Source organism: Oerskovia sp. PE-21s, assembly GCF_056158145.1.
Map to the genome: position 1 here is coordinate 263,061 of NZ_JBUXJM010000005.1, position 25,075 is coordinate 288,135.

The following is a 25,075-nucleotide window of genomic DNA, read 5'->3' on the forward strand; positions in this document are numbered from 1 at the left end:
GAGGAACCATGGACAAGGTCGACCTGCGCAAGGAGCACCGCGAGCTCTACGCTCCGCCCCGTGAGTTCACACGGGTCGTCGTGCCACCGCTCGCGTACCTGCAGATCGACGGCGAGGGGGACCCGAACACGGCTCCGGCGTACACCGAGGCGGTCGAGGCGTTGTTCTCGCTCTCCTACGCCGTGAAGTTCGCGAGCAAGAAGGACCTGGGCAGGGACTACGTCGTCGGGCCGCTCGAAGGGCTGTGGACCGCGGAGGACCCCGCCGCGTTCGTGCGCCGCGACAAGGACGCGTGGAGCTGGACCCTCATGGTGCTGCAGCCCGACTGGCTCACCGACGCGTTCGTGGACGACGTGGCCGAGGTGACGCGCCGCAAGAAAGGGCTGCCCGCGCTCGACCGGGTGCGCTTCGCGACGTACGACGAGGGGGACGCGGTGCAGGTCCTGCACGTCGGGTCTTACGACGACGAGGCGCCGACGCTCGCCCGGCTGCACGACGAGTACCTGCCCGAGCACGGGCTGACGTTCAACGGCCCGCACCACGAGATCTACCTCAGCGACGTGCGTCGCACGGCGCCCGAGAAGCTGCGGACGGTGCTGCGTCAGCCGGTGCGCGCGCTCGGCGGGGCGGGACCCGCGGAGCCCGATGTGTCAGGACGAGCGTGACCTCTGCGTCACGCCGGCTCTGACAGGACCAGAGGGGCGCAGGCTCAGACCTTGCGGAGCTGGTTGAACATGGGGCAGTCGAACGGGTCGCGTGCCGAGAGGCCGACGCGGTTGAGGTAGCGGACGACGATCGCGTACGACGCCAGCAGGTTGGTCTCGGTGTACGGCATGCCCAGGCGCGCGCAGTGCTCGCGGACCATGAGGCGGGCCTTGGCGAGGTGGGGGCGGGGCATGCTCGGGAACAGGTGGTGCTCGATCTGGTAGTTGAGCCCGCCCATGAGGACGTTCATGACGCGCCCGCCCGTGATGTTGCGCGAGGTCAGGACCTGCTTGGACAGGAAGTCGAGCTTGCTGGTCGCGGGGATGATCGCCATGCCCTTGTGGTTGGGGGCGAACGACGCGCCCATGTACACACCGAAGACCGCCAGTTGTACACCGAGGAACGCGAAGGCCATGCCCAGGGGGAGGAACCAGAGCACGACGCCCACGTAGAGCGTGAGGCGAACGGCGATCGTCACGAGCTCCATGGTCCGCGCCCGGCTCTTCGCCGACGACAGCAGCGAGCGGATCGAGATCATGTGCAGGTTGATGCCCTCGAGCGTCAGCAGCGGGAAGAACAGCCAGCCCTGGTGGCGGGTGATGAGGGCGAGGAAGCCCTTCTGCTCGGCCGCGCTCTCCTCGAGGAACGAGATGGTGTCGGTCTCGATGTCCGGGTCCTTGCCGACGCGGTTCGGGTTCGCGTGGTGGCGCGTGTGCTTGTTCATCCACCACGAGTAGCTGATCCCGACGACGCCGTTGGCGAGGAACCGACCCACCCGGTCGTTGGCTGGACCGGACGTGAGGATCGTGCGGTGCGCGGCCTCGTGCGAGAGGAACGCGAACTGCGTGAGGATGAGCCCCAGCGCGCCCGCGATGAGCAGCTGGAACCACGAGTCGCCCAGGAGCACGAAGCCGGCGACGGCGCCGCCGAGAGCGACCGTGAGGATCGCGGCGACCCAGCCGTAGTAGCCGTGCGTCCGCTCGAGCAGCCCGGCCTCGCGGATGCGCTTGGAGAGCTCGGTGTAGGTGCTGGTGACGCTCGTGCCGTCGCTGGTGCGCGGCTTCGTCGGGCGGAATCCGGGGCGGACTGCAGTGTCGGTCATACATCCCTCACAGGGCTGGGGGTCGACTTCCCAGCCGCGGGGTGAGCGAGATGCCCGTTGTACAGATGGTGAGAGTCTACGTGTGACATCGCGATCGGCGTGGAGGAAGCAGGGAGGTTGGGTGCGGGTTGCCTCGCTCTCAGTCCGTCGCCCCCGTGCGCGGTGCGCCGAACGCCGTGTAGACAGCGGCGATGTCGTCGCCCCCGTGCCCGCGCGCCGACGCGCTGTCGTACAGGGCAGACAGCGCGTCCAGCAGTGCCGGGTCCAGCCCGGCCCCTGCGGCGGCCTCCGAGATGAGCCCGATGTCCTTGCGCAGCCCGTCGAGCGCGAACTGCGGCGCGAACCCGCCCCTGATCATCTCGGCGCCCTTGAGGTGGGCGTAGGGGGAGTCGGACGCTCCGCCCCCGATGGCGTCGAGGAACAGGTGCGGGTCGAGGCCCTCTGCGCGCGCGAGCGCGATCGACTGGGCCGTCGCGGCCGTGATCGCGGCGAGCCACGCGTTGCACGCGAGCTTGAGCGCCGTTCCCTGCCCTACCTCGGTCCCGGCGACCACGACCTTCGCGGAGATCGCGTCGAGCACGGGGGAGATGCCGGCCAGGACGTCGGGGTCCCCGGCGGCGAGCACCGTGAGCTGCCCGTCCTCGGCCGGCTGCCTGGTGCCGAGCAGGTTGGCCTCGACGAGGGTCACGCCGAGCTGTCGGGCGCGCTCGACGATCCGGGCGGTTCCCTCGCGCCCGACCGTCGAGGCCTGGACCCACACGGCTCCGGTGCCCACCGAGGGGCCCGCCGCGTCCAGGACGTCGAGGACGGCGGCGGCGTCGAACAGGATGCTCAGGACGACGTCCGCCCCGTGGGCCGCCTGTGCCGCGGTCGGGGCGACGCGCGCCCCGGCGTCGGCGAGCGGGGCGGCGCGCGACGCGGTCCGGTTCCACACCGTGACCTCGAAGCCCTCGCGCAGGAGCGAGTGCGCCACGCCGGTGCCCATGGTGCCCGTGCCGAGGACGGTGACGGTCGGCAGGTCGCTCATCAGAACTCCTCGTGCTCGTCGGAGTCGCGCGCGGCGTCCTCGCCGCGGTCGAGGCTCGCGATCTGGGTCATGTCGTCGTCGGTGAGCTCGAAGTCGAAGATCTCGGCGTTCGCCCGCTGGCGTTCGGGTCTCGCCGACTTGGGGATGGTGACGATCCCCTGCTGCACGTGCCAGCGCAGCACGACCTGACCGACGGTCCGCCCGTGGGCCGCGGCGATCGCCTGGATCACCGGCTCGTCGAGCACGCCTTCCTCCTGCCCGAGCGGGCTCCAGCCCTCGACCGTGATCCCGCGCTCGGTGAGGAAGCGTCGTAGGCCCGCGCGTGCCAGCGCCGGTGAGAGCTGGATCTGGTTCACGGCGGGGACGTGGCTCGTCTCGGCGATGAGCCGGTCGAGGTGGTGCTCACGGAAGTTCGAGACGCCGACGCTGCGGATCAGGCCCTCGGCGGCGAGGTCGATCATCGCCCGGTAGGACTCGACGTACCGGTCGAGGCGGGGCAGCGGCCAGTGGATCAGGTAGAGGTCCACGTAGTCGAGGCCCAGGCGGTCGAGGCTCCCGCGCAGGGCGTCGCGCGTCGCGTCGTACCCCTGGTCGGCGCCGCGGAGCTTGGTCGTGACGAACAGGTCGGCGCGGTCCACACCCGATGCCGCGATGCCCTGCCCGACGCCGATCTCGTTCTCGTAGCGCGAGGCCGTGTCGATCAGCCGGTACCCCAGCCCGATCGCGCCCGCCACGGCCCTCGCCGACGCGTGGTCGTCGAGGGGCCACGTCCCGAGGCCGAGGAGCGGCATCTCGTGGCCGGACGAGAGCAGGGTGGTGGGGATGGTCATGTGGGCACCTCACGTCGGACGGGACCTGACCCTCTCGACACTAGGTGCGTGGCGCCGTCGTGCAACGTGGGACACGGCCCGACGGCGGAGCGCCCGCCCTGCGCGCGCCTCACCGGGTTGCGGTCAGGACGCGTGCCGGAACGTCTGCCGGTAGTCCGTGGGCGGCACGCCGACCGCGCGACGGAAGTGGTGCCGCAGCAGCGCGGCCGACCCGAACCCGCACAGCCGCGCGATCTCCTCGAGGTCGAGCCCCGACTCCTCGAGCAGGGTCCGCGCATGGTGCACGCGCTGGGTCGCGAGCCACTGCATGGGCGTCGTGCCCGTCTCGGCGACGAACGTCCGCGCGAACGTGCGCGTCGACAGGTGTGCGCGCCGCGCGAGGTCCTCGACCGTCTGCGGCTCGTCGAGGTGCTCGCTCATCCACGCGAGCACGTCGCGGATGCTCTGCTCCTCGCACACCGGCACGGGGCGGTCGATGTACTGGCGCTGCCCACCGTCGCGCTGGGGCGGGACGACCATGCGCCGCGCGATCGCGTTGGCGGCCGCGCTGCCGAACTCCTTGCGCACGATGTGCAGGCACGCGTCGATCCCGGCGGCCGTCCCCGCGCTCGTGACGATGTCGCCGTCGTCGACGAACAGCACGTCCGGGTCCACCTCGACCTGCGGGAACCGCGCCTTGAGGTCCTCCGCGTGGCGCCAGTGCGTCGTGATGCGGCGCCCGTCGACGAGCCCCGCCGCGGCGAGCAGGAACGCGCCCGAGCAGACGCTCAGCAGGACCGCGCCGCGAGCGTGGGCCGCGCGCAGGGCGTCGACGATCTCGGGCGGGTACTCGTCGCGGATCGTGAGTGCGGGGATCGCGACCAGGTCGGCGTCCTCGAGCGCGTCGAGCCCGTGGTCGGGGACCAGGGAGGCGCCCATGCTGGTGCGGACCGGCTCGCCCGCGACCGGACCGCACACGCGGAAGTCGACCGGGGGGACGCCGTCGTCCGTGCGGTCGAGGCCGAAGACCTCGCACACGACGCCGAACTCGAACGGGGCCAGTCCGTCGGCGACGACGGCCGCCACTGTGCGCAACATCCTTCGACGCTACGCCCGTGGCAGGATCTTGTCGACACCTGTCTCTCCTGCCACTCGTGCGGGTCGTGATGCCGGACCAGGCTGGACGCATGGACATCGTGGAGCTCGTGATGAGAGTGGTCGTGGTCGCGGCGCTCGTGGCGCCGCTCGTGGTGATGGCGCTCCGGCGCCCACCGGTCGGGGGTCGGTTCCCCGCCGGGACGAACGACGGCTGGAGCCTGCCGCCGGCCGGGCGGGGGGACCCGCACCGACAGGTCGACCTGGTCGGTGCGCGAGGCCTTCGAGGATGAGACCAAGGCTGCGCCGACCGTCCGGCGTGGCAGGTTGTGCCGAATTGGTGAGGTACGGGAACATTTGCCCATGGCCTCCCGACGACGTGACCATGCCCCTGCCGTTGCCCTCCTGCTGACCGCTTCGCTGCTGGCTCTCGCGGCGTGCTCTGCGTCGCCCGAGCAGGAACCGGCGATCGAGGTCGCCCCGCAGGACGGGGCGTTCGACCCGCTCGCGATCACGCTGACCGGGCTCGGCGCGGGTCGCGAGGTGCGACTGGTCGCGACGACGGAGCTCGAGGGAAGCGCGATGTCGTCGCGTGCGACGTTCGTGGCGGACGAGGACGGGCGGGTGGACCTCGCGACGACGGCGCCGACCGAAGGGTCGTGGACGACGGCCGACGCGATGGGACCGTTCTGGTCGATGACCGGTACCAGCGCGTCCAGCCCGGGCGCCTTGTCGGCGGATCACGACGTCCGCCTCGTCGTGAGCGTCGACGACGACGTCCTCACCGAGGCCGTCGTCGAGCGGCGCGGCTACGGGGCCGATGTCGACGTCCAGGACGTGACCGACGACGGCATGGTCGCCGCCTACGCCGTGCCCACCGACTTCGCCGCCGACAACCCCACGCCTGCCGTGCTCGTCTTCAGCGGGTCCGAGGGGGGACTGGGCAACGCCCGAGCCACCGCCATCTCGTTGGCCGCGCTCGGGTACCCGGCGCTGGCGATCAGCTACTTCAAGAGCCCCGGGCAGCCGCCGCAGCTGGAGAACGTGCCCGTCGAGACCTTCCTCACCGGGCTCGCGTGGCTGCGGGAGCAGCCCGGCGTCGACACCGAACGGGTGTTCACGTTCGGCCAGTCCCGCGGCGGGGAGATGGCGCTCTGGCTCGCCGCGAACCACCCCGACGAGGTGTACGGCGCGTTCGCGCCGACTGGGGCGGGCCGCCTGTACTGCGGGTACCCGAACCACGGGGTGCCCGCCTGGACTCTTGCTGGAGAGGGCCTGCCGTGCGCCGAGTATCGGTGGGGCGTCCCGCCACCTCCGGAGGCGGTCGTGGACGTCGACGCGATCGTCGGCCCCACGGTGCTCGCGTGCGGGAGGGCGGACCCCGTGTGGGAAGCGTGCCTGCTGCTCACGGAGGCGACGTCTCGGTTCAGTGACCCGACGCAGGTGCGCGCGATCGTGCAGGAGGACGCGGGACACTTCATCGTCCCGGCCCCTTACCAGCCCATCGCCCTGGACGAGCCGGGCGCGGAACCGGCAGCGACGCACCAGGCCCGTGTCGACCTCTGGAACGCCGTCGCCGACGTGCTCGCACAGGCGCGGCAGTAGGCGCCGCCCATCCGCTGGGCCGGAGGCTACGGTGCCCCCCCGCGACACGAGGGCCTCGCACAGCACGACGCCCCGGTCTCTACGAAGGAGACCGGGGCGCGGTGCGTTGCGGGGGCGGGGTCAGCGGGCGCCGACCGCCTCCTCCGAGGGCCCCGCGGAGGCGGAGAGCGAGTCGAGCTCGGTCGCCTCCCACGTGGCCTGGCCGAGGCTCGGGATCATGGCCCCGAGCGCGGGGCGCCACGTGGCGAAGTGCTGCGGGAAGCAGCGCTCGAGCACGTCGATCATCGCAGGCACCGCGGTCGAGGCGCCCGGCGAGGCGCCGAGCAGGCCGGCGATCGAGCCGTCCGCGGCCGCGATGACCTCGGTGCCGAACTCGAGCACACCGCCCTTGGCGGGGTCCTTCTTGATGACCTGCACGCGCTGGCCCGCGGTGATCTTCTCCCAGTCCTTGGGGTGAGCCGTGGGCATGAAGGCCTGGAGCGCCGTGAACTTGGCCTCGGGGCTCGCGACGAGCTGACCGACCAGGTACTGCGTGAGGTCGATGTTCTTGAGGCCTGCGCCGAGCATGGACCCGATGTTGTGGGTCCGCAGCGAGGTGAAGAGGTCGAGCAGCGACCCCTTCTTGAGGTACTTGGGGCTGAACCCGGCGTAGGGGCCGAACATCAGGTACGTCTTGCCGTCGACCACGCGCGTGTCGAGGTGCGGGACGGACATGGGCGGCGAGCCGACGTCGGCCTTGCCGTACACCTTGGCCTGGTGCTGGGCGACGATCTCCGGGTTGTCGGTGCGCAGGAACTCGCCGCTGATGGGGAAGCCGCCGTAGCCCTTGGCCTCCTTGATCCCGGCCTTCTGCAGCAGCGGCAGGGCGCCGCCGCCCGCACCGACGAACACGAAGCGGGCGTTGACGGTGCGCGGCCCCTGCTTGGCGTTCCAGGACACGTCCTTGACGGTGACGTCCCAGGTGCCGTCCTTGCGCTTCTTGAGGCGGTTGACCTCGTGCTGGAGGTTGAGCTCGACGTCGTGGGCCGTGAGGAAGTCGAAGAGCTGCGAGGTGAGCGCGCCGAAGTCGACGTCCGTGCCGCTCGTCGCACGGGTCGCGGCGACGGCCTCGTCGCCGTCCCGGTCGAGGACCAGCAGGGGTGCCCACTGCGCGATGACCGCGGGGTCGTCGGTGAACTCGAGCTCGCTGAACAGCGGGTGGGCGCTCAGCGCGGTGAAGCGGCGCTTGAGGTAGTCCACGTTGGCCGCGCCGCGCACGAACGTCATGTGCGGGGTGTGGCTGATGAAGCTCGCGGGCTCGGGCAGGTGGCCCCCGGTGAGCAGGTGGTGCCAGAACTCGCGCGACACCTCGAACTGCTCGTTGATCGTGACCGCCTTGGAGATCTCGACGGTCCCGTCGGCCTTCTCGGGGGTGTAGTTCAGCTCGCAGAGCGCAGCGTGGCCGGTGCCAGCGTTGTTCCACGGGTTGGAGGACTCCTGGGCTACCGCGTCGAGGCGCTCGAAGACCTTGATGGTCCACGTGGGCTCGAGGAGCTTCAGGAGGGCGCCGAGGGTCGCACTCATGATGCCGCCGCCGATGAGGGCTACGTCGATGGTGTTCTGACCCGTTGTCTTCTTAGTCGCCACCGCTCGATTTTACGCTTGTGAAGGAGTGCACATGCTGTGCCGTCCGTCACGGTCGTGCGTCACACTTTTTCGGGACCAAGGTCCCTGGACGTCGCGTCCTAGGTCCTCGCGACGCGCTGATCTGGTGTTTTGACCAGAAACCTCGTATCTATGCGCCAGGATGGTCACGACGGTCGCACCCGCCCCCCGCGACCCGACTCGCCCCGTCCGCGCCCGACCCTTCTCGTGAGGCCCCCCACATGAGCACTCCCACCCCCGGCCGCGTCGTGGTGGTCGGCGCCGGCATGGTCGCCCACCGGTTCGTGAGCCAGATGATCGCACGCTCTCCCGAGGGGGCGTGGCACGTGTCCGTCGTCGGGGACGAGGACCGCGCCCCGTACGACCGCGTGCACCTGTCCGAGTACTTCACGGGCCGCTCGGCGGACGACCTGACGATGGAGCCCTCGGTCTGGGAAGACCAGCGCACAGAGCTCGTCACGGGCGACGCGGTCGCGGCAGTGGACCGCGAGACGCAGACCGTCACGACGAGGTCCGGGCGCGTGCTCGCCTACGACCACCTGGTCCTGGCCACGGGCTCCTGGGCCTGGACCCCGCGCACCGAGGGCACCGACCTGCCGGGCGTCTTCAGCTATCGCACCCTGGCCGACCTGGAGGGGCTGCGCGAGTACGTCGGGCTGCGCACCGCACGCCTGGGGCGTCCGCTGCACGGCGTCGTCGTCGGGGGAGGCGTGCTGGGGCTCGAGGCCGCGGCCGCGCTCCAGACCCTCGGCGCCGCCGCGACCGTCGTCGAGTTCGCCGACCGCCTCATGAGCGTCCAGCTCGACGACGCGGGCGGCGAGGCGCTGCGCGTGCTCGTGACCGACCGCGGGATCGACGTCCGCACGTCGACCGGCGCCACGGGCCTCACGGCCGCGGGCGACGGCGCGGTGGGCGGTATGGACCTGTCGGACGGGTCGCAGATCCCCGCCGACGTCGTGATCTTCTCGACCGGCATCCGGCCCCGGGACCGCGTCGCGCGCGAGGCGGGCCTCGCGATCGGCGAGCGCGGCGGCGTCGTCGTGGGTGCGGCGTGCCACACCTCGGACCCCGCCGTGTGGGCCATCGGGGAGTGCGCGTCGTTCGAGGACCAGTGCGTGGGCCTGGTCGCGCCGGGCAACGCCATGGCCGACGTCGTCGTCGACCGGCTGCTCGGCGGCAGCGCGACCTACTCCCCGGCGCCCGAGGGGACCAAGCTCAAGGGCGTCGACATCGAGGCGGCGAGCTTCGGCGACGTGTTCGGGCTGACGCCCGGCGCGCTCGAGGTCACGTTCGCCGACCCGGTCGCGCGGACCTACCGCAAGCTCGTCGTCTCGGACGACGCACGGACCCTGCTCGGCGGTGTGTTCGTGGGCGACGCGGCCCTCTACTCGTCGCTGCGCCCCCTGCTGGGGCGTTCGCTGGGCGCCGACCCGTCGGCGTTCCTCGCCCCGGAGGGCGGCGCCCCGGCGCTCGGCGGCGACCTGCCCGACGACGTCGTGGTCTGCTCGTGCGCGAACGTCACCGCCGGGACGGTCCGCGGGGCGGTGACCGAGCACGGCTGCACGAGCCTGGGCGAGGTCAAGGCGTGCACCAAGGCCGGGACCGTGTGCGGGTCGTGCGTGCCCGTGCTCACCAAGATCGTCAACACGACGCTCGAGGCGGCCGGCGTCACGGTGTCGAACGCGATGTGCGAGCACTTCACGATGTCCCGCGCCGAGCTCTTCGCGCTCGTGCGGCAGGACGGGCTGCGCACCTTCACCCAGATCGTCGCGGCGCACGGCACGGGCCGCGGCTGCGTGGTCTGCAAGCCGGTCGTCGCCTCGATCCTCGCGTCGCTGTGGGGCGGGTACATCCTCGACGGAGAGCAGGCTGCGCTCCAGGACACCAACGACCGCGCGCTGGCCAACCTGCAGAAGGACGGCACGTACTCGGTGGTGCCGCGCGTCCCCGCCGGGGAGATCACGCCCGAGAAGCTCATCGTGATCGGGCAGGTCGCGCAGGACTTCGGCCTGTACACGCGCGTGACGGGCGCCCAGCGGATCGGGCTCTTCGGGGCCCGGATCGACCAGCTCCCGGAGATCTGGCGCCGCCTGGTCGACGCGGGCATGGAGTCGGGGCAGGCGTACGGCAAGTCGCTGCGCGCGGTGAAGTCGTGCGTAGGTTCCTCGTGGTGCCGGTTCGGGGTGCAGGACTCGGTGGGCATGGCCGTGCGTCTCGAGCTCCGCTACCGGGGGCTGCGGTCGCCGCACAAGTTCAAGATCGGCGTCTCGGGCTGTGCGCGCGAGTGTGCCGAGGCGCGCGGCAAGGACGTGGGCGTGATCGCGACCGAGAAGGGCTGGAACGTGTACGTGGGCGGCAACGGCGGCTTCTCGCCCCGGCACGCCGAGCTGCTCGCGGAGGACCTCGACGACGAGACGCTCGTCGCGGTGGTCGACCGCTTCCTCGCGTACTACGTGCGGACCGCGGACCGCCTGCAGCGCACGGCCCCCTGGGTCGCGGACTTCCCCGGCGGGATCGTCGAGCTGCGCAAGGTCCTGGTCGAGGACTCGCTGGGCATCGCGGCCGACCTCGAGGCCGAGGTCGCGCGGCACGTCGAGTCGTACGTCGACGAGTGGGCCCAGACCCTCGACGACCCGGACCGGCTGTCGCGGTTCGTGTCGTTCGTCAACGCACCCGACCAGCACGACCCGGACCTCGCCTACACGGGCGTGCGCGGGCAGGTGCGACCGGCCCGCCCCGGCGAGCCGTCCGACAACAACCCGGTGATCGCCCGCACGGTGGAGGTCCGCAAGTGAGCGCGACGGCATGGACGACGGTCTGCCCCTTCGAGCGGCTCGTGCCCGAGCGCGGCGTCGCCGCGCTGGTCGACGGCACCCAGGTCGCGGTGTTCCGCCTGGCCGACGACCGGCTGTTCGCGGTCCAGCAGCGCGACCCCTACTCGGGGGCCAACGTGCTCTCGCGCGGCATCGTCGGTTCGGCGGGCGAGACCCCGACCATCACCTCGCCCATGTACAAGCAGGTCTGGGACCTGACGACGGGGCGGTGCCTCGACCCGAGCGGCAAGGAGCCCGAGGCCCTGGCGACCTTCGAGGTCGCGGTCGAGGACGGGACGGTCCTGGTCAGGGCCTGACCGGCGCTCGGCGACGCACGGGGACGCCCGACGGCCAGGGCGCGAGCGGGGGCAGGTCCACCGCGACCCTGCCGCGGCGTGCGACCGGGGTGGTGGCGCTCTCGCGTCCTGCGAGCCACGCGGCGACGTCCGCCGCGGAACCCGTCACGGTCGTGAGCGCGTCGTCTGCTCCCGGGGCGGCGGCCCGCACGCCCTCGGGCCCGACGACGGCGCGCGCCCCGTCCTCGTCCCGCGCCACGAGCACGGGCTCGGCCAGGCGCAGGCCCAGGAAGTCGAGCAGGTGGTCGGTGAAGGCGAGCTCCCAGGTCGCGGACGGCGTGAGTCCCTGGGCGGTACTGACCTCGCCCAGGTCGGTCGCGTGGATGCGGACCTCTCGCCACCAGCAGTCGAGGACGTCGGCGACCGCCCCGTCGCGATACGTCACGGGTGCGTCCCACCCCGTGCGGTCGGTCAGGTCCCAGGCCGCGTCGAGCCGTGCGCCTGCCGCCCCGAGCGCGTCGAGGTGCTCGTCGCGCGAGCGGGTCGCGCCGGACTCGATCCCCGCCGCGCGGCCCTCGGCCCCGCCCTCGTAGACCTCGGCCGTCTCGCCGCGGGCCGCGAGCTCGGTCTGGCGGGCGAGCGCGTCGCCGACCATCGCGACGTGGGAGAGCACGTGCCCGACGGTCCACCCGTCGAGCGCGCTGGGGGAGCGGAGCGCGGCGTCGTCGAGCGTGCGGACGGCCTCGACGAGCTGGTGCAGCGCGGCACCCGCGTCGGCGCGTGCGGCGCGCGTCGCGTCGGAGGTGGTGTGCGTGCCGGTGATGCCCGTGCTGGTGTCCTGCGTGGTCCTCGTCATGGCCAGAGCAGCCCTTTCTCCCAGTCGTGGCCGACCGCGCGGTAGCGCAGCCGGGTCTGTCCGCGGTCGTCCGACGCCTGCCAGAACTCGACCGACGTCGGCGCGAGCATGTAGGCGGTCCAGGTGGGCTCGATCAGCGTCGGGTCGTGCTGCGCGCGGGCGAGCGCGCCCGCGAAGGCGTCCCGGTACTCCTGCCGGGACGCGAGGGCCTCGCTCTGGTGGCCCACGAGCGCGGCGGCGCGTGAGCCGTCCGAGCGGGCGAGGAAGTCCGCCGCGCTCGTCGCGGGGTCGGCGGGCGTCACCGGCCCGGTGACGCGGACCTGGCGTCCCAGGACTGGCCAGAGGAACGTGAGGGCGGCGTGCGGGTTCTCTGCGAGGTCGCGGGCCTTGGGGCTCGTCGAGCCGGTCGCGAACCACCATCCCGAGGGGTCGACGTCCTTGAGGATCACGGTGCGCGCGTGCACCTCGCCGGAGGCCCCGGCGGTCGCCAGCGTCATGGCGTGGGGGAGCGGCACCCCGGCGTCGATCGCCTCCTCGATCCAGGCGCGGAACAGCGTCACGGGGTCCGACGGCGTCGCGTCCGGTTCGAGGGTCGGCAGTCCCGGGGCGAAGGTCGGCAGGGCGCGGAGGCGCTCACGGAGCGACGAGGGCTCACGGGCGGAGCGCTCGTCCCGGGGGTCGCCGGGGCCTGGCGAGCCGTGCGGCCCGGCGCTCATCGACGTGCCGCCGTGCTCGGGTCCAGCGCCGGTCCGAGCATCGACACGAACCCCTCGACCGCGGCGCTCATCGCCGCCGGGTCGTCGAGGGCCCGCGCGAGCACGTACCCGCCCTGGACGATCGCGACCGCCGCGTACGCGCGGTCGTGCGCGGCGTCGTCGGGCAGGCCGGTCTCCTCGAAGACCGCCTGGACCCGCGCGACCAGGCCCGCGAAGTAGTCGCGGACGGCGCCGCGCAGCTCGTCGTCCGACATGACCGACGGGTCGCTCGTCAGACGCCCGACCTTGCAGCCCGCGAGCGCCGGACGCGGCCGTTCGAGGTAGGCCACGAGGCGTTCGGCGGGTGAGCGGTCGGCGTCCTCGAGGTCGCTCGCGACGGACGAGAGGGCGTCGTGGGTGGTCGCGCTGATCGCGGCGAGCGAGAGGTCGTGCTTGGTGGGGAAGTGGTGGTAGAGGCTGCCCTGCCCCACGCCGCTCGCCTCGAGGACCTGGCGCGGGCTCGTGCCCTCGACGCCCTGTGCCCAGAACAGGTCGCGGGCCGCGCGCACGAGGCGCTCGCGGCTCGGGAGGTCGGTGTCGGTCATGCCAACACCATACCTACCTCTAGGTATGGTGTCGAGACCTCGGCTGTCGCCAACGTGCGGGCGAGGGCCTTGGAGGATCCCCACGACGTGCTGTGGTCCGGCCCAAGGGGAAGCGGCTCGCCTTGTCGGGGCAGGCCGGGGAGAGGTAGCTGGCGCGCGAGGAGGATCGTGGTCGTGAAGCCCTCCTCCGACCACGACGACACCGGTCCTGCGGACGTCCGCGACCTCCTGGACACCCTCGTCGCCCGCGGCCTCGCCGGCACCGCGCCGACGCGCGCCGAGGCGGTGGCCGTCCTGCGGACGAGCGACGACGACCTGCTCGACGTCGTCGCCGCGGCCGGGCGCGTGCGTCGTCACCGGTTCGGCCGGCGGGTGCGGCTCAACTACCTGGTCAACGTGAGGTCGGGCCTGTGCCCCGAGGACTGCTCGTACTGCTCGCAGCGCCTCGGGTCCACGGCACAGGTCCTGAAGTACTCGTGGCTGAGCACCGAGGACGCGGTCGCCGCCGCCCGGGCCGGGGTCGCAGGCGGGGCGCGGCGCATCTGCCTCGTCGCGAGCGGGCGCGGGCCGAGCGACCGCGACGTGGCACGGGTGTCCGCGATGGTCGACGGGATCAAGCGCGAGCACCCCGACGTCGAGGTCTGTGCGTGCCTCGGCCTGCTCCGCGACGGCCAGGCCGAGCGGCTGGCCGCAGCGGGCGCCGATGCCTACAACCACAACCTCAACACGTCCGAGGCGACGTACGCCGACATCTGCACCACGCACGAGTACGCGGACCGTGTCGAGACCGTGGCGCGGGCGAAGGGCGCCGGACTCTCGCCCTGCTCGGGGCTCATCGCGGGCATGGGCGAGAGCGACGAGGACCTCGTCGACGTGGCGTTCGCGCTGCGCGACCTCGGGGCGGACTCCGTGCCCGTCAACTTCCTCGTGCCGTTCGACGGGACGCCCCTCGCGGGGACGTGGGACCTCGCGCCCCAGCGGTGCCTGCGCATCCTCGCGATGGTGCGCTTCGTGTGCCCCACGGCAGAGCTCCGCCTCGCGGCCGGGCGCGAGGTGCACCTGCGCTCGCTCCAGCCGCTCGCGCTGGAGATGGTGAGCTCGATCTTCCTGGGCGACTACCTCACGAGCGAAGGGCAGGCCGCGCAGGCGGACCACGGCCTGCTCGCCGACGGAGGTTTCGAGGTCGAGTCGGCGCGCGCCGACGACGGCGTCCCCCTGGACGGGTCAGGCACGGGGATCGGGGCGAGAGACGGTGGCGCCCCGTCGGGCGAGGCGGGCGGGACAGGGGTCACGGTCCGCCGTCGTGGAACCGGGACGACCGTTGCCCCGAACGCGTGAGCGCTGCCACCGGTGCGAACCGGGCGGCCCTCGCCCCGAGCTGCCGATGAGTTCGGGCGCCCGCGCCGGTCGGAGAGGGACGGTGTGGCGACGGAGCCACCCAGAGACGGAGGATCTCCCATGGCCGCAGAACCCGACCAGCCCGCCGCCGAGTCCGCCCAGCCCGTCGAGCCCGGCGGCGCGCCCGCCGGGGTCCTCATGACGGACTTCTCGTCCCCCGGCGCTGCACCGACCTCCTGGGCCGACGCCCTGGCTCAGCTCCAGGGCGCCGAGATCTTCTGGCTGTCCACCGTCCGCCCCGACGGGCGCCCGCACGTCACTCCGCTCATCGCGGTCTGGGCCGACGGGGCGCTCCACTTCTGCACCGGCCGCACCGAGCGCAAGGCGCTCAACCTCGCGGCGAACCCCGGGTGCGTGCTGACCACCGGGACCAACCTCCTGAGCGCGGGGCTCGACGTCGTGCTCGACGGGGCCGCCGAGCGGATCACCGAGCACCACCTGCTGCAACGCCTGGCCGACCGCTGGGCGTGCAAGTACGACTGGCACTTCGAGGTGCGAGACGGCGCCTTCTGGGACAGCGAGGCGCCCGCGGACGGCTCCGAGCCCGGCGAGCAGGCCACCGTGGAGGCGTACGTCTTCCGGGTGCAGCCCACGACGGTCTACGCGTACGGGCGCGGCGAGGACTACACCGCGACCCGGTGGCGCTTCGAGGACGGGGCTAGCGTGGAGCCGTGACACCCGCCCAGCGCCGTGTGCTGCTCGTCGCGATCCTCGCCTCGTTCGTGTCGTTCCTCGACGGGACGGTGGTCAACGTCGCGCTGCCCGCGATCGCCGACGAGCTGGCCGGGGGAGTGCTCGACGGGCTCGCGCTCCAGCAGTGGGTCGTCGACGCGTACCTCATCACGCTCGGGTCGCTCATCCTCGTGGCCGGTTCGCTGTCCGACGTCCACGGGCGCCGCCGCGTCATGTGGTGGGGGCTCGTCGGGTTCGCGCTCACGTCGGTGCTGTGCGCGCTGGCCCCGACGGGCGTCGTGCTCGTGGTCGCGCGCGGGCTGCAGGGCATCGCGGGCGCGCTGCTCGTACCGAGCTCGCTCGCGATGATCATCTCCTCGTTCAGCGGCGCCGCGCAGGCCAAGGCGATCGGCACCTGGACCGCGTGGACCGGCACAGCGATGATCGCCGGACCCCTGCTCGGCGGCGTGCTCGTCGACACGCTGTCCTGGCGCTGGGTGTTCGGCATCAACCTCCTGCCCGTCGCGGTGACGCTGTGGATCCTTCGCGGCATGGAGGAGGGCGACACCGAGACCGGTCGGCGCATCGACGTGCGCGGAGCGGTGCTCGCGGCCGTCGGGCTCGCCGGGCCCGTCTTCGCGCTCATCGAGCACGGGCGCTTCGGGTGGGGCAGCCCGGTCGTGTGGGTGCCGCTCGTCGTCGGGATCGCGGCGCTCGTGGCGTTCCTCGTCTGGGAGCGGCGTGCCCCCGACCCCATGCTGCCGCTGTCCCTGTTCTCGGTGCGCAACTTCGCCGCGGGCAACGTCGCGACGGCCGCGATCTACGGGGCGCTCGCGTTCGGCGGGTTCGCCGTGACCCTGTTCGTCCAGCAGGTCGCCGGCTACAGCGCGACCCTCGCGGGCCTCGCCCTGCTGCCGGTGACGCTGCTCATGCTGTTCCTGTCCTCACGCTTCGGGGCGCTCGCGGGCCGGTACGGGCCGCGCCTGTTCATGACGGTGGGCCCCCTGATCGCGGGCTGCGGGTACCTGCTCATGCTCACCACGACCGCCGAGGCGGGCTACTTCACGCAGCTCCTGCCCGGCATCCTGCTGTTCGGCCTGGGCCTCGCCGTCACGGTGGCGCCCCTGACCGCGGCGATCCTCGGCTCGATCCCGGCCGCGGACGCGGGCATCGGGTCGGCCGTGAACAACGCGGTCTCGCGCATCGCGGGCCTCGTGGTCATCGCGTGCGCGGGGATCGTCATCGGACCCGTGCTCGACGTCGCAGGGTTCCACCGGGCACTGATCGTCACCGCCGCGCTGCTCGTCGCGGGCGGCCTCGTGAGCTGGGCGGGCATCCGCAACGAGCAGGTCGTGGCGGCGGGCGCCGCCGACGCCCCGGCGGCGTGAGACGCGTTCCGCCTACTCGACCACGTGCAGGTCGTGCGGTGCGTTGTTGAGGCGACGGGCGCCGTCGGGCAGGTCGTCCGGGAACGCGACCACGATGTCCTCGATGCGCACCCCGAAGTTCCCCGACAGGTAGATCCCTGGTTCGACCGAGAAGCACATGCCGGACACGATCGGCTGCTCCTCGCCCTCGATCATGTAGGGCGGCTCGTGCGTCGTGAGCCCGATCCCGTGGCCCGTGCGGTGGATGAACTGCTCGCCGTACCCGGCCTCGGTGATGACTGCTCGGGCGGCGCGGTCGACGTCCTGGCACGTCGCGCCGGGCCGCACCGCGTCGACCCCGGCCTGCTGCGCGGCTCGCACGACCTCGAAGACCTCGCGCTGCTGGTCCGTGACGTCGCCCCCGACGTGCACCATGCGCGTCATGTCCGAGCCGTAGCCGTCCTTGAGGCCGCCGAAGTCGAGCACGACCATGTCGCCCTCCTGGATGACCCGGTCGCCCGCCTCGTGGTGGGGGTTGGCGCCGTTGGGCCCCGAGCCGACGACCGTGAAGTCGACCTGCGAGTGCCCGTGGTCGCGCAGGAAGCCCGCGAGGTCCGCCGCGACGTCGAGCTCGCGGCGCCCGCTGAAACGGATCTCGACGATGTCGGCGAACGTCGCGTCGTTCGCCGCGCCCGCGGCCGCGAGGCGCTCGATCTCGTCGGGTCCCTTGACCGCGCGCAGCATGGGCAGGGCCTGCGTCATCGCCGAGTACGACGAGCCCGGCAGCGTGCGCTGGAGCCCCAGCAGGTGCATGGCCCACGCCGAGTCGGAGATCGCGTAGTGCCCCGCGGTGTCGAGCAGGTCGGCCGTGACCGCGTACTCGTCGACCCCGTCGGTCCACGCCGTGACGTGCAGGGTCGCGGCACCGGCCGCACGGTCGAGGTCGGGGCGCTCCAGGACGGGCACCACGATCGACGCCTCGCCGTCGGCCGGGACCACGAGCAGCGTGATGCGCTCGGTCATGGCCGTGGGTGTGTACCCCGTGAAGTACGTCATGTCCGGCCCGGGGGTGACCAGCACCCCGGCGAGGCCGGCGTCCCGGGCCTGGGCGGCCGCGCGGTCGATGCGCGCGGCGAAGTCCTGTGCGGTGAACTCCCTCATGGGGCCAGCCTGCCACCGCTCCCCCCGGTGCGCCGGGCGAGGTGCCCGACGGCGGACGCGGCCCGGGTGCGCCGCGCCCGGGGGCGGGGGTCAGGCCTTGCGGTGCTCCGCGACCCCGCGCAGCGCCTCGCGGCGGGTCCGCAGCTCCTCGCGACCCTCGCGGGTGATCTGCGCCCAGTTCCGGTTCTTCGTGATCCGGGCATGGACGAGGCCCGCTTCGGTGAGGTCGTGGAGGCGGGCCGCGAGGTTGCGCTCCTCGACGCCCGTGAGACGGGCGAGCGCGGGCTGGTCGGCCTCGTCGGCGTCGCCGAGCACCGCGAGCACGCGCAGGTTGTCGGTCGCGGGGTCGCCGATGCTCAGGGCGCCGTCCCCGGAGGCGAGGGTCTGGCGCTCACCGCGCAGGGCCACCAGTGCGGCTGCCAGCAGGGCGAGGCCCAAGGCGATCATCGCCATGAGGCCGGGCGTCGAGAGCGGGAAGAAGAGCGGCGACGAGAGGGTCGCGATCCCGAACGACGCGGCCATCGTCGCGAGCCCTGCCACCCACAGGAACCGGTCGGAGGCGCGCAGCCCCAGGACGACGAGGCCGAGCCCTACGAGGAACGGGACGCCCGTCGTCCAGATGATCCAGGGGAGGAAGAAGGCGATCAGTGCGCTCAGGACGAGCGCGATCCCGTACCCGTCGCTCCCGACGCCCACCCCCGAGGGCAGCCGCAGGGCGAAGGCCACGACGTACGTCGCGAGGAACCCTGCTGCGGGCACGAGCATGACGAGCCAGAACCAGCTGCCGTCGAGCAGGCCCAGCCCCGCGATGACCCACACGGCCAGCCCCGCGACGGCGAGCGGGAGCGAGCGGGCGTGCCGGGCGGCACGGGTCCGCAGGCGTGCGGAGTCGGCGGCGACGAGGGCGGGGACGGTGGCGGGCATGGGCTTCACGGTACGTCACCGACCGGCGGCGGGGTGCAGAGCCCTGGCGTGCGACGCGCAGCGAGTCGCACGAGGGATCCGCACCCCGCCGGAGCCGGACGGGCGGCTCAGACCGTGATGACGACCTTGCCGCGCACGTGCCCGGTCCGGCTCGCCTCGTGGGCCTTCGCGGCGTCGGCCAGGTCGTAGACCTCGGCGACGTCGACCGTGAGCTGGCCGGCGTCGGCGAGGCGGGCCAGCTCGGTCAAACCTTCGACGTCGGGGCGGACCCACACGTAGTGCCCGCCGAGCTCGTCGCGGGCCGCCGCGTCGACGACCGAGGCGACCGTGCCGCCGTCGCGCAGGACGTCGAGCGTGGTGGCCAGCGCCTCGCCGCCGATGTAGTCGAGCACGACGTCGACGCCGTCGGGCGCGAGGGCGCGCACGCGCCCGGAGAGACCCTCGCCGTACGTCACGGGCTCGGCGCCCAGCGAGCGCAGGTACTCGTGGTTGCGCTCGGACGCCGTGCCGATCACGCGAGCGCCACGGGCGACCGCGATCTGCACGGCCATCGACCCGACGCCACCCGCGGCCGCGTGCACGAGCACGGTCTGACCGCTCGCCACCCCGGCGCGGTCGATCGTCTGGAGCGCAGTGAGCCCCGCGAGCGGTGCGCCGGCAGCCTGCTCCCACGTCCACGCCGCGGGCTTGCGGGCCAGCGTGCGGACCGGGGCCGCGACGAGCTCGGCGGTCGTGCCGCCGGAGACCACGTCCTTGCGCACGTACCCGAAGACCTCGTCGCCGACCGAGAGCTCGGGCGTGTCCAGGCCGACCTGCTCGACGACGCCCGCGACGTCCCAGCCGGGCACGACCGGGAACGTCGCGTCCATGACCGCGTCGAGGTAGCCCTCGCGGACCTTCCAGTCGACCGGGTTGACGCTCGTGGCCTTGACCCGGACCAGGACGGTGTCCGGCCCGACCTTGGGCGTGGGGAGCTCGCTGAGCTCGAGGACGTCGGCTCCGCCGTAGCGGGAGTAGGTGATGGCTCGCATGAAGGCGGCAACGGGCGGCGGCGCCGAGGCATTCCCCGGCGCCGCCGCCCGTCGTGTCCCGGCAGGTCAGCCCTCGATCGCGCTCGGGTCCATGTACATGACCTCCCACAGGTGCCCGTCGAGGTCGGAGAAGCTGCGCGAGTACATGAAGCCCTCGTCCTGGGGCGGGTTGGTCTGCGACCCGCCCGCGGCGAGCGCCCGGTCGGCGAGCTCGTCGACGCCCGGGCGGGACTCGGCGCTGATCGCGTTGATGGTCTCGGTCGCACTCTGGGCGTCGACGATGTCCTTCGACGTGAACCGGCGGAAGAAGTCGTGCGTCAGGAGCATGACGTAGATCGTGTCGCTGATGACGACGCACGACGCGTTCTCGTCGGTGAACTGCTCGTTGATCGAGAACCCGAGCTGCGTGTAGAACGCCTTGGACCTGTCGAGGTCGGCCACGGGCAGGTTGACGAAGATCTGGGTTCCGGTCATGACGTGCTCCTTCGGACGTGCCGCCGCGGTGCTCCGCGGCGAGGACGGGTGTCGTCGGGTAGACCGGCGGTCCTCGGAGAACTCATCGGCGCTCGCCGACCTCGCGTCGGCGGAGGGGTCAGACCAGGACCTCGCCGTCGCGGGCCACGACCTGGCCGCCCGCGACCACGAGCGCGCGGGCCGGTGCCCGGACCACGGCGTCCATGGTGTTCTCGGCGTCGACCAGCACGACGTCGGCGCGCGCACCCTCGACGAGGTCGTGCACCCGGCGTCCCACGAAGGGCGCGGCGTCGCTCGTCGCGAGCCGGGCGGCGCGCACGATGTCCTCGTCGTGGCGGAAGCGCGCGAGCTGGGACAGGCGGGTCGTGAGCGCCAGCAGGTCGCCCGTGCCGTACGGCGCCCACAGGTCGCGGATGCCGTCGGTGCCCAGACCGACCTTGACGCCGTGCTCGCGCAGCAAGTCGAGGGGGAGCGGGGTGGCGCCGATCGGGGCGACGGTCGTCATGCTGATGCCCGCGTCGCCCATGGCCTCGACGAGGTCGGCCATGCGCGTGGGGGGGAGCTGCCCGACCGCGAACCCGTGCGCCACGTTGACCTTGCCCTGCAGGCCCGCGCGGATCGTGCGCTCGATCATGAGCTCGATCTGGAACGCGCCCAGCTCGCCGCCGTCGTGCAGGTGGACGTCGACCCCGACGCCGCGCCGCTCGGCGATCTCGAACAGTCCGTCGAGCTGCGTCACCGGGTCGCGGTCGATCGAGGCGGGGTCGAGCCCGCCGATGTGCTCGGCCCCGGCGGCCGCCGCGGCGTCGAGCAGCTCGAGCACGCCGGGCCGGCGCAGGACGCCGTCCTGGGGGAACGCGACGATCTCGGCGTCGACCGCGCCGCCCAGCACGAACAGCGACTCGCGGACCACGTCGATGCCGCGCAGCCCGAGGCCCAGGTCGACGTCGACGTGGGTGCGGATCGCCGTCGTGCCGTGGCGCAGGAACTCGCGCAGGACCGCGACCGTGACGTCGACCCCGGGGATGCCGAGCTCGTCGCGGTGCTCGCGCTCGTGCGCGATGCGTCCCTGCGTGGTGGCCTCGCCGCCGTAGCTGACCCACGGCTTGCCCCACCAGCTCTTGTCGACGTGCGCGTGCGCGTTGACGAACCCGGGCAGGGCCAGGAGGCCGCGCCCGTCGATCTCGCCCGGGGCGGGTGCGGTGCCGGCGCGGCGGGTCCCGGCCTCGGTGGGGGAGTGCGGCGTCACCCGGGTGATGTGCCCGTCCGCGACGTGGAGGTCGACGGGGTCGGCGCCCCATGGCCTGACGTTGCGCAGCACCGACACGGCGACCTGGGGAGAGCTGGGGAACGGCGGCATCTGAGGTCCTTCTTCCGGTGGTGCTGGCTGGCCTGGTGCAGGGCCCACCCCCAGGGGTCCATACTGGTGTGAATGGTATACCATTTCTCGCCGGGGCTTCCGGGAGGATGGACGCATGAGCGCAGACCAGCCGTTCGAGCCCGAGGCGGACCGTGTCGCCCGGATCGTGCGCGAGCAGATCATCGACGGCGACCGCACGCCGGGCGACCGGCTCGTCGAGCGCGACCTCGCGGCCGAGCTCGGCGTGAGCCGCGTCCCCGTCCGCGACGCCCTCAAGGCGCTCATCGCCGAGGGGCTCGTGACCCCGCGCCCCCGGACGTGGGCCGTCGTGCGGACCTTCACCGACGCCGATGTCGACGACCTCATCGAGGTGCGCTCCGCGCTCGAGACCCTGACCTTCCGCCTCGCAGCCGAACGTCGGACCCCCGACGAGGTCGCCGCGCTCGAGGCCGTCCTCGACCGCGAGGCCCGGGCCGCGCGCGACCACGACGCGAAGGCCGCCCACCGTGCGGGCGCCGACTTCCACGAGCTCGTCGCGACGAGCGCCGCGAGCCCGCTCCTCGACGAGATCGGCGCGATCACCGCGAGCCGCCTGCGCTGGCTCCTCGGGCAGCACCTCGACCTCGAGGAGATGGTCGACGAGCACCGCGGGCTCCTGGCCGCGATCCGCGCGGGTGACGGGCAGGAGGCGGCGCGCCTCGCCGTCGGGCACGTGCAGACCAGCCGCGACGCCGCGCGCGCCCGGCGCGCCGCCCAGGGCCCGGCGCGAGGCTGAGAGATCAGCCCTCCCGGCGCACGTCCTCGGGAGACTTGTCGGGACGCCAGCCGCGCCACACCGCGTGCCGCAGCTTGCCGTCGCCGTCGGGGGCGCTCGTCCAGTCCGCGTAGTCGACCTCGCCGACCAGGTGCGGCGTGACCCAGCGGGCGTCCGAGGCGTCCGCCGTCGGGACGTCGAGGGCCGGGTTCGTGACCCGCTCGATCCGCCCGAGCCGCGTTACGAGGTCGCGCCGGTCCTTCTCGGTGAAGCCCGACCCGACGCGGCCCACGTAGCGCAGACCCTCGTCGTCGGGCACCGCGAGCAGCAGCGAGCCGACCAGGTGCGACCTGTCCCCGTGCCCCGGGCGCCAGCCGACCACCACGACCTCCTGGGAGTGCGAGTGCTTGACCTTGATCCAGCTCCGCGAGCGCCGACCGGCCGTGTACGTGCTCGTGCGGCGCTTGGCCACCACGCCCTCGAGGGCGAGCTGCCTGCTCGTCGCGACCGCCCCCGCGAGGTCGCCGTCGAACGCGGGCGGCACGTGCACCGTCGAGGACTGGGCGACCAGGTCCTCGAGGATCGCGTGGCGCTCGTCGTAGGTGCGCCGGACGAGCGAGCGACCGCCCACGGACAGGACGTCGAACAGCATGAGCTCGACCCCGACCTTCGCTCGCGCCGCCGCGACGTCCCCCGTCCTGGTGAGGTTCGCGCGCTGCTGGAGCCGTCGGAAGCTCGGGCGGCCGCGTGCGTCGAGCGCCACGATCTCGCCGTCCACGACGACGGGCAGGTCCTCGGCGGCGACGCAGGACGCGAGGTCCGCGAGCTCGGGGTACGTCGCGGTCATGTCCTTGCCGCTGCGGCTCACGAGGCGGACGGTCGGGGCGGAGGTGCCGCCGGGCGCGCCGGGTGCCGCGGCACCGTCGGTGACCTGCGCGACCACCCGGAAGCCGTCCCACTTCATCTCGTAGGCCCAGTCGTCGGGGTCGCCCTCGGCCGTGAGCGTCTCGACCGTCCCGGCGGTCGCGAGCATCGGGCGGGGGAGGGCGGTGCCCGCGGGCTCGTCGTCGGGCTCGCTCGGGTGCTGCGCCCTCGCCTTGCCGCGGGGCGAGGCGTGCTGTGTCGCGCGCTGCGGCGCCCGCCCCTCGTCGCGCGGGGCCATGAGGTGGATGAGCCAGTTGTTCTCCTCGGCTCTGCCTGATGTGCCGGAGGAGCCGTGCTGCTGATGACCCCCCGTGTGGATGAGTGCGAGCCGCCGCGTCCCGTGCTGCTCGCCGTGCAGCGTGACGATGACCTCCTCGTCGTCGCGCCACTTCTCGAGCTCGTACGTGCCAGCGTCCCAGATGGTCACCTCGCCACCGCCGTACTCGCCCGCCGGGATGGTCCCCTCGAACGATCCGTACGCGAGCGGGTGGTCCTCGGTCTGGACCGCGAGGTGGTTCTGCTTCGTGTCGGTCGGCTCTCCGCGCGGCAGGGCCCAGCTCACGAGCACGCCGTCGTGCTCCAGGCGGAAGTCCCAGTGCAGGCGGCGCGCGTGGTGCTCCTGGATGACGAAGGAGTTCCCCGCTGGCGACTCGTCGGGCGGCTCTCCCGATCCCGGGACCGGCTCGGGCGTCCGGGAGGCGTCGCGCTTGGCGCGGTAGGTCTCGAGGCGGTCGCGGCGGGGTGCGGCGTCGGCCTTGCCGCCCTGCTCGCCGTCGTCCGTGCCCCCGCGCGTGCCCGACGGCGCCGCGCCCTTGCGCGCGAACGTCGCCATGCGCTCGGGCGTGGGTTCGAGCGAGGCCAGGTGGCCCGCGGTGAGGGCCGCGAGCGGGTCGCCCATGCTCTGGACGCGCTCCACGACCTGGTCCTTGTCGAGGTGCGCGAGGTCGGGGTCGTCGAGCTCGTCCCACGTGCGCGGGGCCGCGACGGTCGGGTGGGCACGGCCACGCAGCGAGTAGGGCGCGATGGTGGTCTTGTTGCCGTTGTTCTGGCTCCAGTCGACGAGCACCTTGCCGCCGCGCAGCGCCTTCTTCATGTCGCTCACGACGAGGTCGGGGTGCTCGGCCTCGAGGTAGCGGGCGAGCTCGTGCGCGACCGCACTCACCTCGTCGGTGGTCTGGTGCCCGTCGAGAGCCGCGTACAGGTGGATGCCCTTGGACCCGCTCGTCACGGGCAGGGGGTCCAGGCCCATGCCGCGCAGCACGTCGCGGGCCAGGCGCGCGACCTCGGCGCACTCGGGCAGACCCGCGCCCTCGCCGGGATCGAGGTCGAGGACGAGCCGGTCGGGGTTCTTCTGGACGCCCGTCCGCCCGAACTGCCACTGCGGCACGTGGATCTCCAGGGCGGCGACCTGCCCGAGCCACGTGAGCGTCGCGAGGTCGTTGACGAGCGGGTACTCGTTCGCGTGGTCCTTGTGCTGGATCGTGCGCCGCCGGACCCACGTGGGCGTGCCGGCGTCGAGGTTCTTCTGGAAGAACACGGGTCCCTCGACACCGTTGGGCCAGCGCTTGCGCGTGGCAGGGCGGTTCGAGGCGTGGGGGAGCAGGACGTCCGCGACCGCCGCGAGGTAGGCCAGGACCTCCCCCTTGGTCGTGCCCGTGGCCGGGTAGAGGACCTTGTCCAGGTTGGTGAGCTTGAGGCGGTGACCGCCGACGCTCACGGTCTGCGCCGCCGTCGAGGAGGCCATGGGTCCATGGTTGC

23 protein-coding genes are annotated in these 25,075 nt (G+C 73.0%); 9 read left to right on the forward strand and 14 right to left on the reverse strand.

Translation table 11 applies throughout. The features are described 5' to 3' along the window. The first annotated feature begins 8 nt into the window (after positions 1 to 8). Complete coding sequence (locus ACZDYF_RS12325; protein WP_475057109.1) at positions 9 to 665, forward strand: GyrI-like domain-containing protein; 657 nt, start codon at positions 9 to 11, stop codon at positions 663 to 665. Between the two features lie 44 nt (positions 666 to 709). Here the strand turns inward: ACZDYF_RS12325 and ACZDYF_RS12330 are convergent, their stop codons facing one another. The 4 genes from ACZDYF_RS12330 to ACZDYF_RS12345 form a co-directional block, all read right to left on the reverse strand. Beyond that, positions 710 to 1,807, reverse strand: coding sequence for a fatty acid desaturase family protein (locus tag ACZDYF_RS12330; protein WP_400273376.1), 1,098 nt, complete (start codon positions 1,805 to 1,807; stop codon positions 710 to 712). A gap of 139 nt (positions 1,808 to 1,946) precedes the next feature. Next, complete coding sequence (locus ACZDYF_RS12335) at positions 1,947 to 2,834, reverse strand: NAD(P)-dependent oxidoreductase (RefSeq protein WP_475057116.1); 888 nt, start codon at positions 2,832 to 2,834, stop codon at positions 1,947 to 1,949. Then, complete coding sequence (locus ACZDYF_RS12340) at positions 2,834 to 3,664, reverse strand: aldo/keto reductase (RefSeq protein ID WP_475057120.1); 831 nt, start codon at positions 3,662 to 3,664, stop codon at positions 2,834 to 2,836. The genes ACZDYF_RS12335 and ACZDYF_RS12340 overlap by 1 nt, the downstream gene beginning before the upstream one ends. Positions 3,665 to 3,787: 123 nt before the next feature. Continuing rightward, positions 3,788 to 4,741 (reverse strand): helix-turn-helix domain-containing protein, encoded by a 954-nt coding sequence (locus tag ACZDYF_RS12345; RefSeq protein WP_191788919.1) that lies wholly within the window; start codon positions 4,739 to 4,741, stop codon positions 3,788 to 3,790. Positions 4,742 to 4,830: 89 nt separating this feature from the next. On the opposite strand from ACZDYF_RS12345, the gene ACZDYF_RS12350 reads away from it, so the two are divergent. Next, the gene (locus tag ACZDYF_RS12350; protein WP_475057126.1) at positions 4,831 to 5,031 is read left to right on the forward strand and encodes a hypothetical protein; all 201 of its coding nucleotides are present in this window, start codon (positions 4,831 to 4,833) and stop codon (positions 5,029 to 5,031) included. Between the two features lie 70 nt (positions 5,032 to 5,101). Beyond that, positions 5,102 to 6,343, forward strand: a complete 1,242-nt coding sequence (locus tag ACZDYF_RS12355) for an acyl-CoA thioesterase/BAAT N-terminal domain-containing protein (protein WP_475057130.1) — start codon at positions 5,102 to 5,104, stop codon at positions 6,341 to 6,343. A 120-nt stretch (positions 6,344 to 6,463) separates the two neighbouring features. On the opposite strand, the gene mqo is transcribed toward ACZDYF_RS12355, so the two are convergent. Next, positions 6,464 to 7,969, reverse strand: a complete 1,506-nt coding sequence (gene mqo, locus ACZDYF_RS12360) for a malate dehydrogenase (quinone) (RefSeq protein WP_475057134.1) — start codon at positions 7,967 to 7,969, stop codon at positions 6,464 to 6,466. 239 nt (positions 7,970 to 8,208) lie between these two features. Between mqo and nirB the strand changes: the two genes are divergently transcribed. Together nirB and nirD are read left to right on the forward strand one after the other, a co-directional pair. Beyond that, positions 8,209 to 10,782: a nitrite reductase large subunit NirB gene (nirB, locus tag ACZDYF_RS12365; protein ID WP_475057137.1), complete on the forward strand. Its 2,574-nt coding sequence runs from the start codon at positions 8,209 to 8,211 to the stop codon at positions 10,780 to 10,782. Continuing rightward, positions 10,779 to 11,117 carry a nitrite reductase small subunit NirD gene (gene nirD, locus ACZDYF_RS12370; RefSeq protein ID WP_191788924.1) on the forward strand — a complete coding sequence of 113 codons (339 nt, stop codon included), beginning with the start codon at positions 10,779 to 10,781 and terminating at the stop codon, positions 11,115 to 11,117. Before nirB ends, nirD begins: the two co-directional genes overlap by 4 nt. On the opposite strand, the gene ACZDYF_RS12375 is transcribed toward nirD, so the two are convergent. The 3 genes from ACZDYF_RS12375 to ACZDYF_RS12385 are packed head-to-tail and all read right to left on the reverse strand — an operon-like array spanning position 11,107 to position 13,252. Then, entirely contained in the window at positions 11,107 to 11,952 is an 846-nt protein-coding gene (locus ACZDYF_RS12375; RefSeq protein WP_475057139.1) for a maleylpyruvate isomerase family mycothiol-dependent enzyme, read from the reverse strand. The two genes, nirD and ACZDYF_RS12375, sit on opposite strands and share 11 nt — an antisense overlap. Beyond that, entirely contained in the window at positions 11,949 to 12,668 is a 720-nt protein-coding gene (locus tag ACZDYF_RS12380) for a pyridoxine/pyridoxamine 5'-phosphate oxidase (RefSeq protein ID WP_475057142.1), read from the reverse strand. The genes ACZDYF_RS12375 and ACZDYF_RS12380 overlap by 4 nt, the downstream gene beginning before the upstream one ends. Next, entirely contained in the window at positions 12,665 to 13,252 is a 588-nt protein-coding gene (locus tag ACZDYF_RS12385; protein WP_475057144.1) for a TetR/AcrR family transcriptional regulator, read from the reverse strand. Before ACZDYF_RS12385 ends, ACZDYF_RS12380 begins: the two co-directional genes overlap by 4 nt. 228 nt (positions 13,253 to 13,480) lie before the next feature. Between ACZDYF_RS12385 and bioB the strand changes: the two genes are divergently transcribed. The 3 genes from bioB to ACZDYF_RS12400 all read left to right on the forward strand — a co-directional run bounded on the left by bioB (position 13,481) and on the right by ACZDYF_RS12400 (position 16,710). Further along, positions 13,481 to 14,590: a biotin synthase BioB gene (gene bioB, locus ACZDYF_RS12390; protein WP_475057198.1), complete on the forward strand. Its 1,110-nt coding sequence runs from the start codon at positions 13,481 to 13,483 to the stop codon at positions 14,588 to 14,590. Between the two features lie 120 nt (positions 14,591 to 14,710). Then, positions 14,711 to 15,325 (forward strand): pyridoxamine 5'-phosphate oxidase family protein, encoded by a 615-nt coding sequence (locus ACZDYF_RS12395; RefSeq protein ID WP_204809502.1) that lies wholly within the window; start codon positions 14,711 to 14,713, stop codon positions 15,323 to 15,325. Next, entirely contained in the window at positions 15,322 to 16,710 is a 1,389-nt protein-coding gene (locus tag ACZDYF_RS12400; protein WP_475057147.1) for an MFS transporter, read from the forward strand. The genes ACZDYF_RS12395 and ACZDYF_RS12400 overlap by 4 nt, the downstream gene beginning before the upstream one ends. A 12-nt stretch (positions 16,711 to 16,722) precedes the next feature. Here the strand turns inward: ACZDYF_RS12400 and ACZDYF_RS12405 are convergent, their stop codons facing one another. From ACZDYF_RS12405 to ACZDYF_RS12425, 5 genes are all read right to left on the reverse strand, one after another. Further along, positions 16,723 to 17,850 (reverse strand): M24 family metallopeptidase, encoded by a 1,128-nt coding sequence (locus tag ACZDYF_RS12405; RefSeq protein ID WP_475057150.1) that lies wholly within the window; start codon positions 17,848 to 17,850, stop codon positions 16,723 to 16,725. Between the two features lie 90 nt (positions 17,851 to 17,940). Continuing rightward, on the reverse strand, positions 17,941 to 18,774 hold the full coding sequence (locus ACZDYF_RS12410; RefSeq protein ID WP_475057152.1) for a hypothetical protein: 834 nt from the start codon (positions 18,772 to 18,774) through the stop codon (positions 17,941 to 17,943). A 107-nt stretch (positions 18,775 to 18,881) separates the two neighbouring features. After that, the gene (locus tag ACZDYF_RS12415) at positions 18,882 to 19,805 is read right to left on the reverse strand and encodes an NADP-dependent oxidoreductase (RefSeq protein ID WP_475057154.1); all 924 of its coding nucleotides are present in this window, start codon (positions 19,803 to 19,805) and stop codon (positions 18,882 to 18,884) included. 66 nt (positions 19,806 to 19,871) lie between these two features. Further along, positions 19,872 to 20,279, reverse strand: coding sequence for a VOC family protein (locus ACZDYF_RS12420; RefSeq protein ID WP_204809487.1), 408 nt, complete (start codon positions 20,277 to 20,279; stop codon positions 19,872 to 19,874). A gap of 118 nt (positions 20,280 to 20,397) precedes the next feature. Beyond that, entirely contained in the window at positions 20,398 to 21,639 is a 1,242-nt protein-coding gene (locus ACZDYF_RS12425; protein WP_475057157.1) for an amidohydrolase family protein, read from the reverse strand. A 115-nt stretch (positions 21,640 to 21,754) separates the two neighbouring features. Here ACZDYF_RS12425 and ACZDYF_RS12430 point away from each other — a divergent pair, with 115 nt between their 5' ends. After that, the gene (locus ACZDYF_RS12430; RefSeq protein WP_475057159.1) at positions 21,755 to 22,414 is read left to right on the forward strand and encodes a GntR family transcriptional regulator; all 660 of its coding nucleotides are present in this window, start codon (positions 21,755 to 21,757) and stop codon (positions 22,412 to 22,414) included. A 4-nt stretch (positions 22,415 to 22,418) separates the two neighbouring features. Here ACZDYF_RS12430 and ACZDYF_RS12435 read toward each other — a convergent pair whose 3' ends face one another. Continuing rightward, complete coding sequence (locus ACZDYF_RS12435) at positions 22,419 to 25,061, reverse strand: ATP-dependent DNA ligase (RefSeq protein WP_475057161.1); 2,643 nt, start codon at positions 25,059 to 25,061, stop codon at positions 22,419 to 22,421. Positions 25,062 to 25,075 lie beyond the last annotated feature (14 nt).

Coding starts and splice junctions, on each gene's coding strand:
- ACZDYF_RS12325 (WP_475057109.1), top strand. CDS start 9: ATGGACAAGGTCGACCTGCGCAAGGAGCACCGCGAGCTCTACGCTCCG.
- ACZDYF_RS12330 (WP_400273376.1), bottom strand. CDS start 1,807: ATGACCGACACTGCAGTCCGCCCCGGATTCCGCCCGACGAAGCCGCGC.
- ACZDYF_RS12335 (WP_475057116.1), bottom strand. CDS start 2,834: ATGAGCGACCTGCCGACCGTCACCGTCCTCGGCACGGGCACCATGGGC.
- ACZDYF_RS12340 (WP_475057120.1), bottom strand. CDS start 3,664: ATGACCATCCCCACCACCCTGCTCTCGTCCGGCCACGAGATGCCGCTC.
- ACZDYF_RS12345 (WP_191788919.1), bottom strand. CDS start 4,741: ATGTTGCGCACAGTGGCGGCCGTCGTCGCCGACGGACTGGCCCCGTTC.
- ACZDYF_RS12350 (WP_475057126.1), top strand. CDS start 4,831: ATGGACATCGTGGAGCTCGTGATGAGAGTGGTCGTGGTCGCGGCGCTC.
- ACZDYF_RS12355 (WP_475057130.1), top strand. CDS start 5,102: ATGGCCTCCCGACGACGTGACCATGCCCCTGCCGTTGCCCTCCTGCTG.
- nirB (WP_475057137.1), top strand. CDS start 8,209: ATGAGCACTCCCACCCCCGGCCGCGTCGTGGTGGTCGGCGCCGGCATG.
- ACZDYF_RS12375 (WP_475057139.1), bottom strand. CDS start 11,952: ATGACGAGGACCACGCAGGACACCAGCACGGGCATCACCGGCACGCAC.
- ACZDYF_RS12380 (WP_475057142.1), bottom strand. CDS start 12,668: ATGAGCGCCGGGCCGCACGGCTCGCCAGGCCCCGGCGACCCCCGGGAC.
- ACZDYF_RS12385 (WP_475057144.1), bottom strand. CDS start 13,252: ATGACCGACACCGACCTCCCGAGCCGCGAGCGCCTCGTGCGCGCGGCC.
- ACZDYF_RS12395 (WP_204809502.1), top strand. CDS start 14,711: ATGGCCGCAGAACCCGACCAGCCCGCCGCCGAGTCCGCCCAGCCCGTC.
- ACZDYF_RS12405 (WP_475057150.1), bottom strand. CDS start 17,850: ATGAGGGAGTTCACCGCACAGGACTTCGCCGCGCGCATCGACCGCGCG.
- ACZDYF_RS12410 (WP_475057152.1), bottom strand. CDS start 18,774: ATGCCCGCCACCGTCCCCGCCCTCGTCGCCGCCGACTCCGCACGCCTG.
- ACZDYF_RS12415 (WP_475057154.1), bottom strand. CDS start 19,805: ATGCGAGCCATCACCTACTCCCGCTACGGCGGAGCCGACGTCCTCGAG.
- ACZDYF_RS12420 (WP_204809487.1), bottom strand. CDS start 20,279: ATGACCGGAACCCAGATCTTCGTCAACCTGCCCGTGGCCGACCTCGAC.
- ACZDYF_RS12425 (WP_475057157.1), bottom strand. CDS start 21,639: ATGCCGCCGTTCCCCAGCTCTCCCCAGGTCGCCGTGTCGGTGCTGCGC.
- ACZDYF_RS12430 (WP_475057159.1), top strand. CDS start 21,755: ATGAGCGCAGACCAGCCGTTCGAGCCCGAGGCGGACCGTGTCGCCCGG.
- ACZDYF_RS12435 (WP_475057161.1), bottom strand. CDS start 25,061: ATGGCCTCCTCGACGGCGGCGCAGACCGTGAGCGTCGGCGGTCACCGC.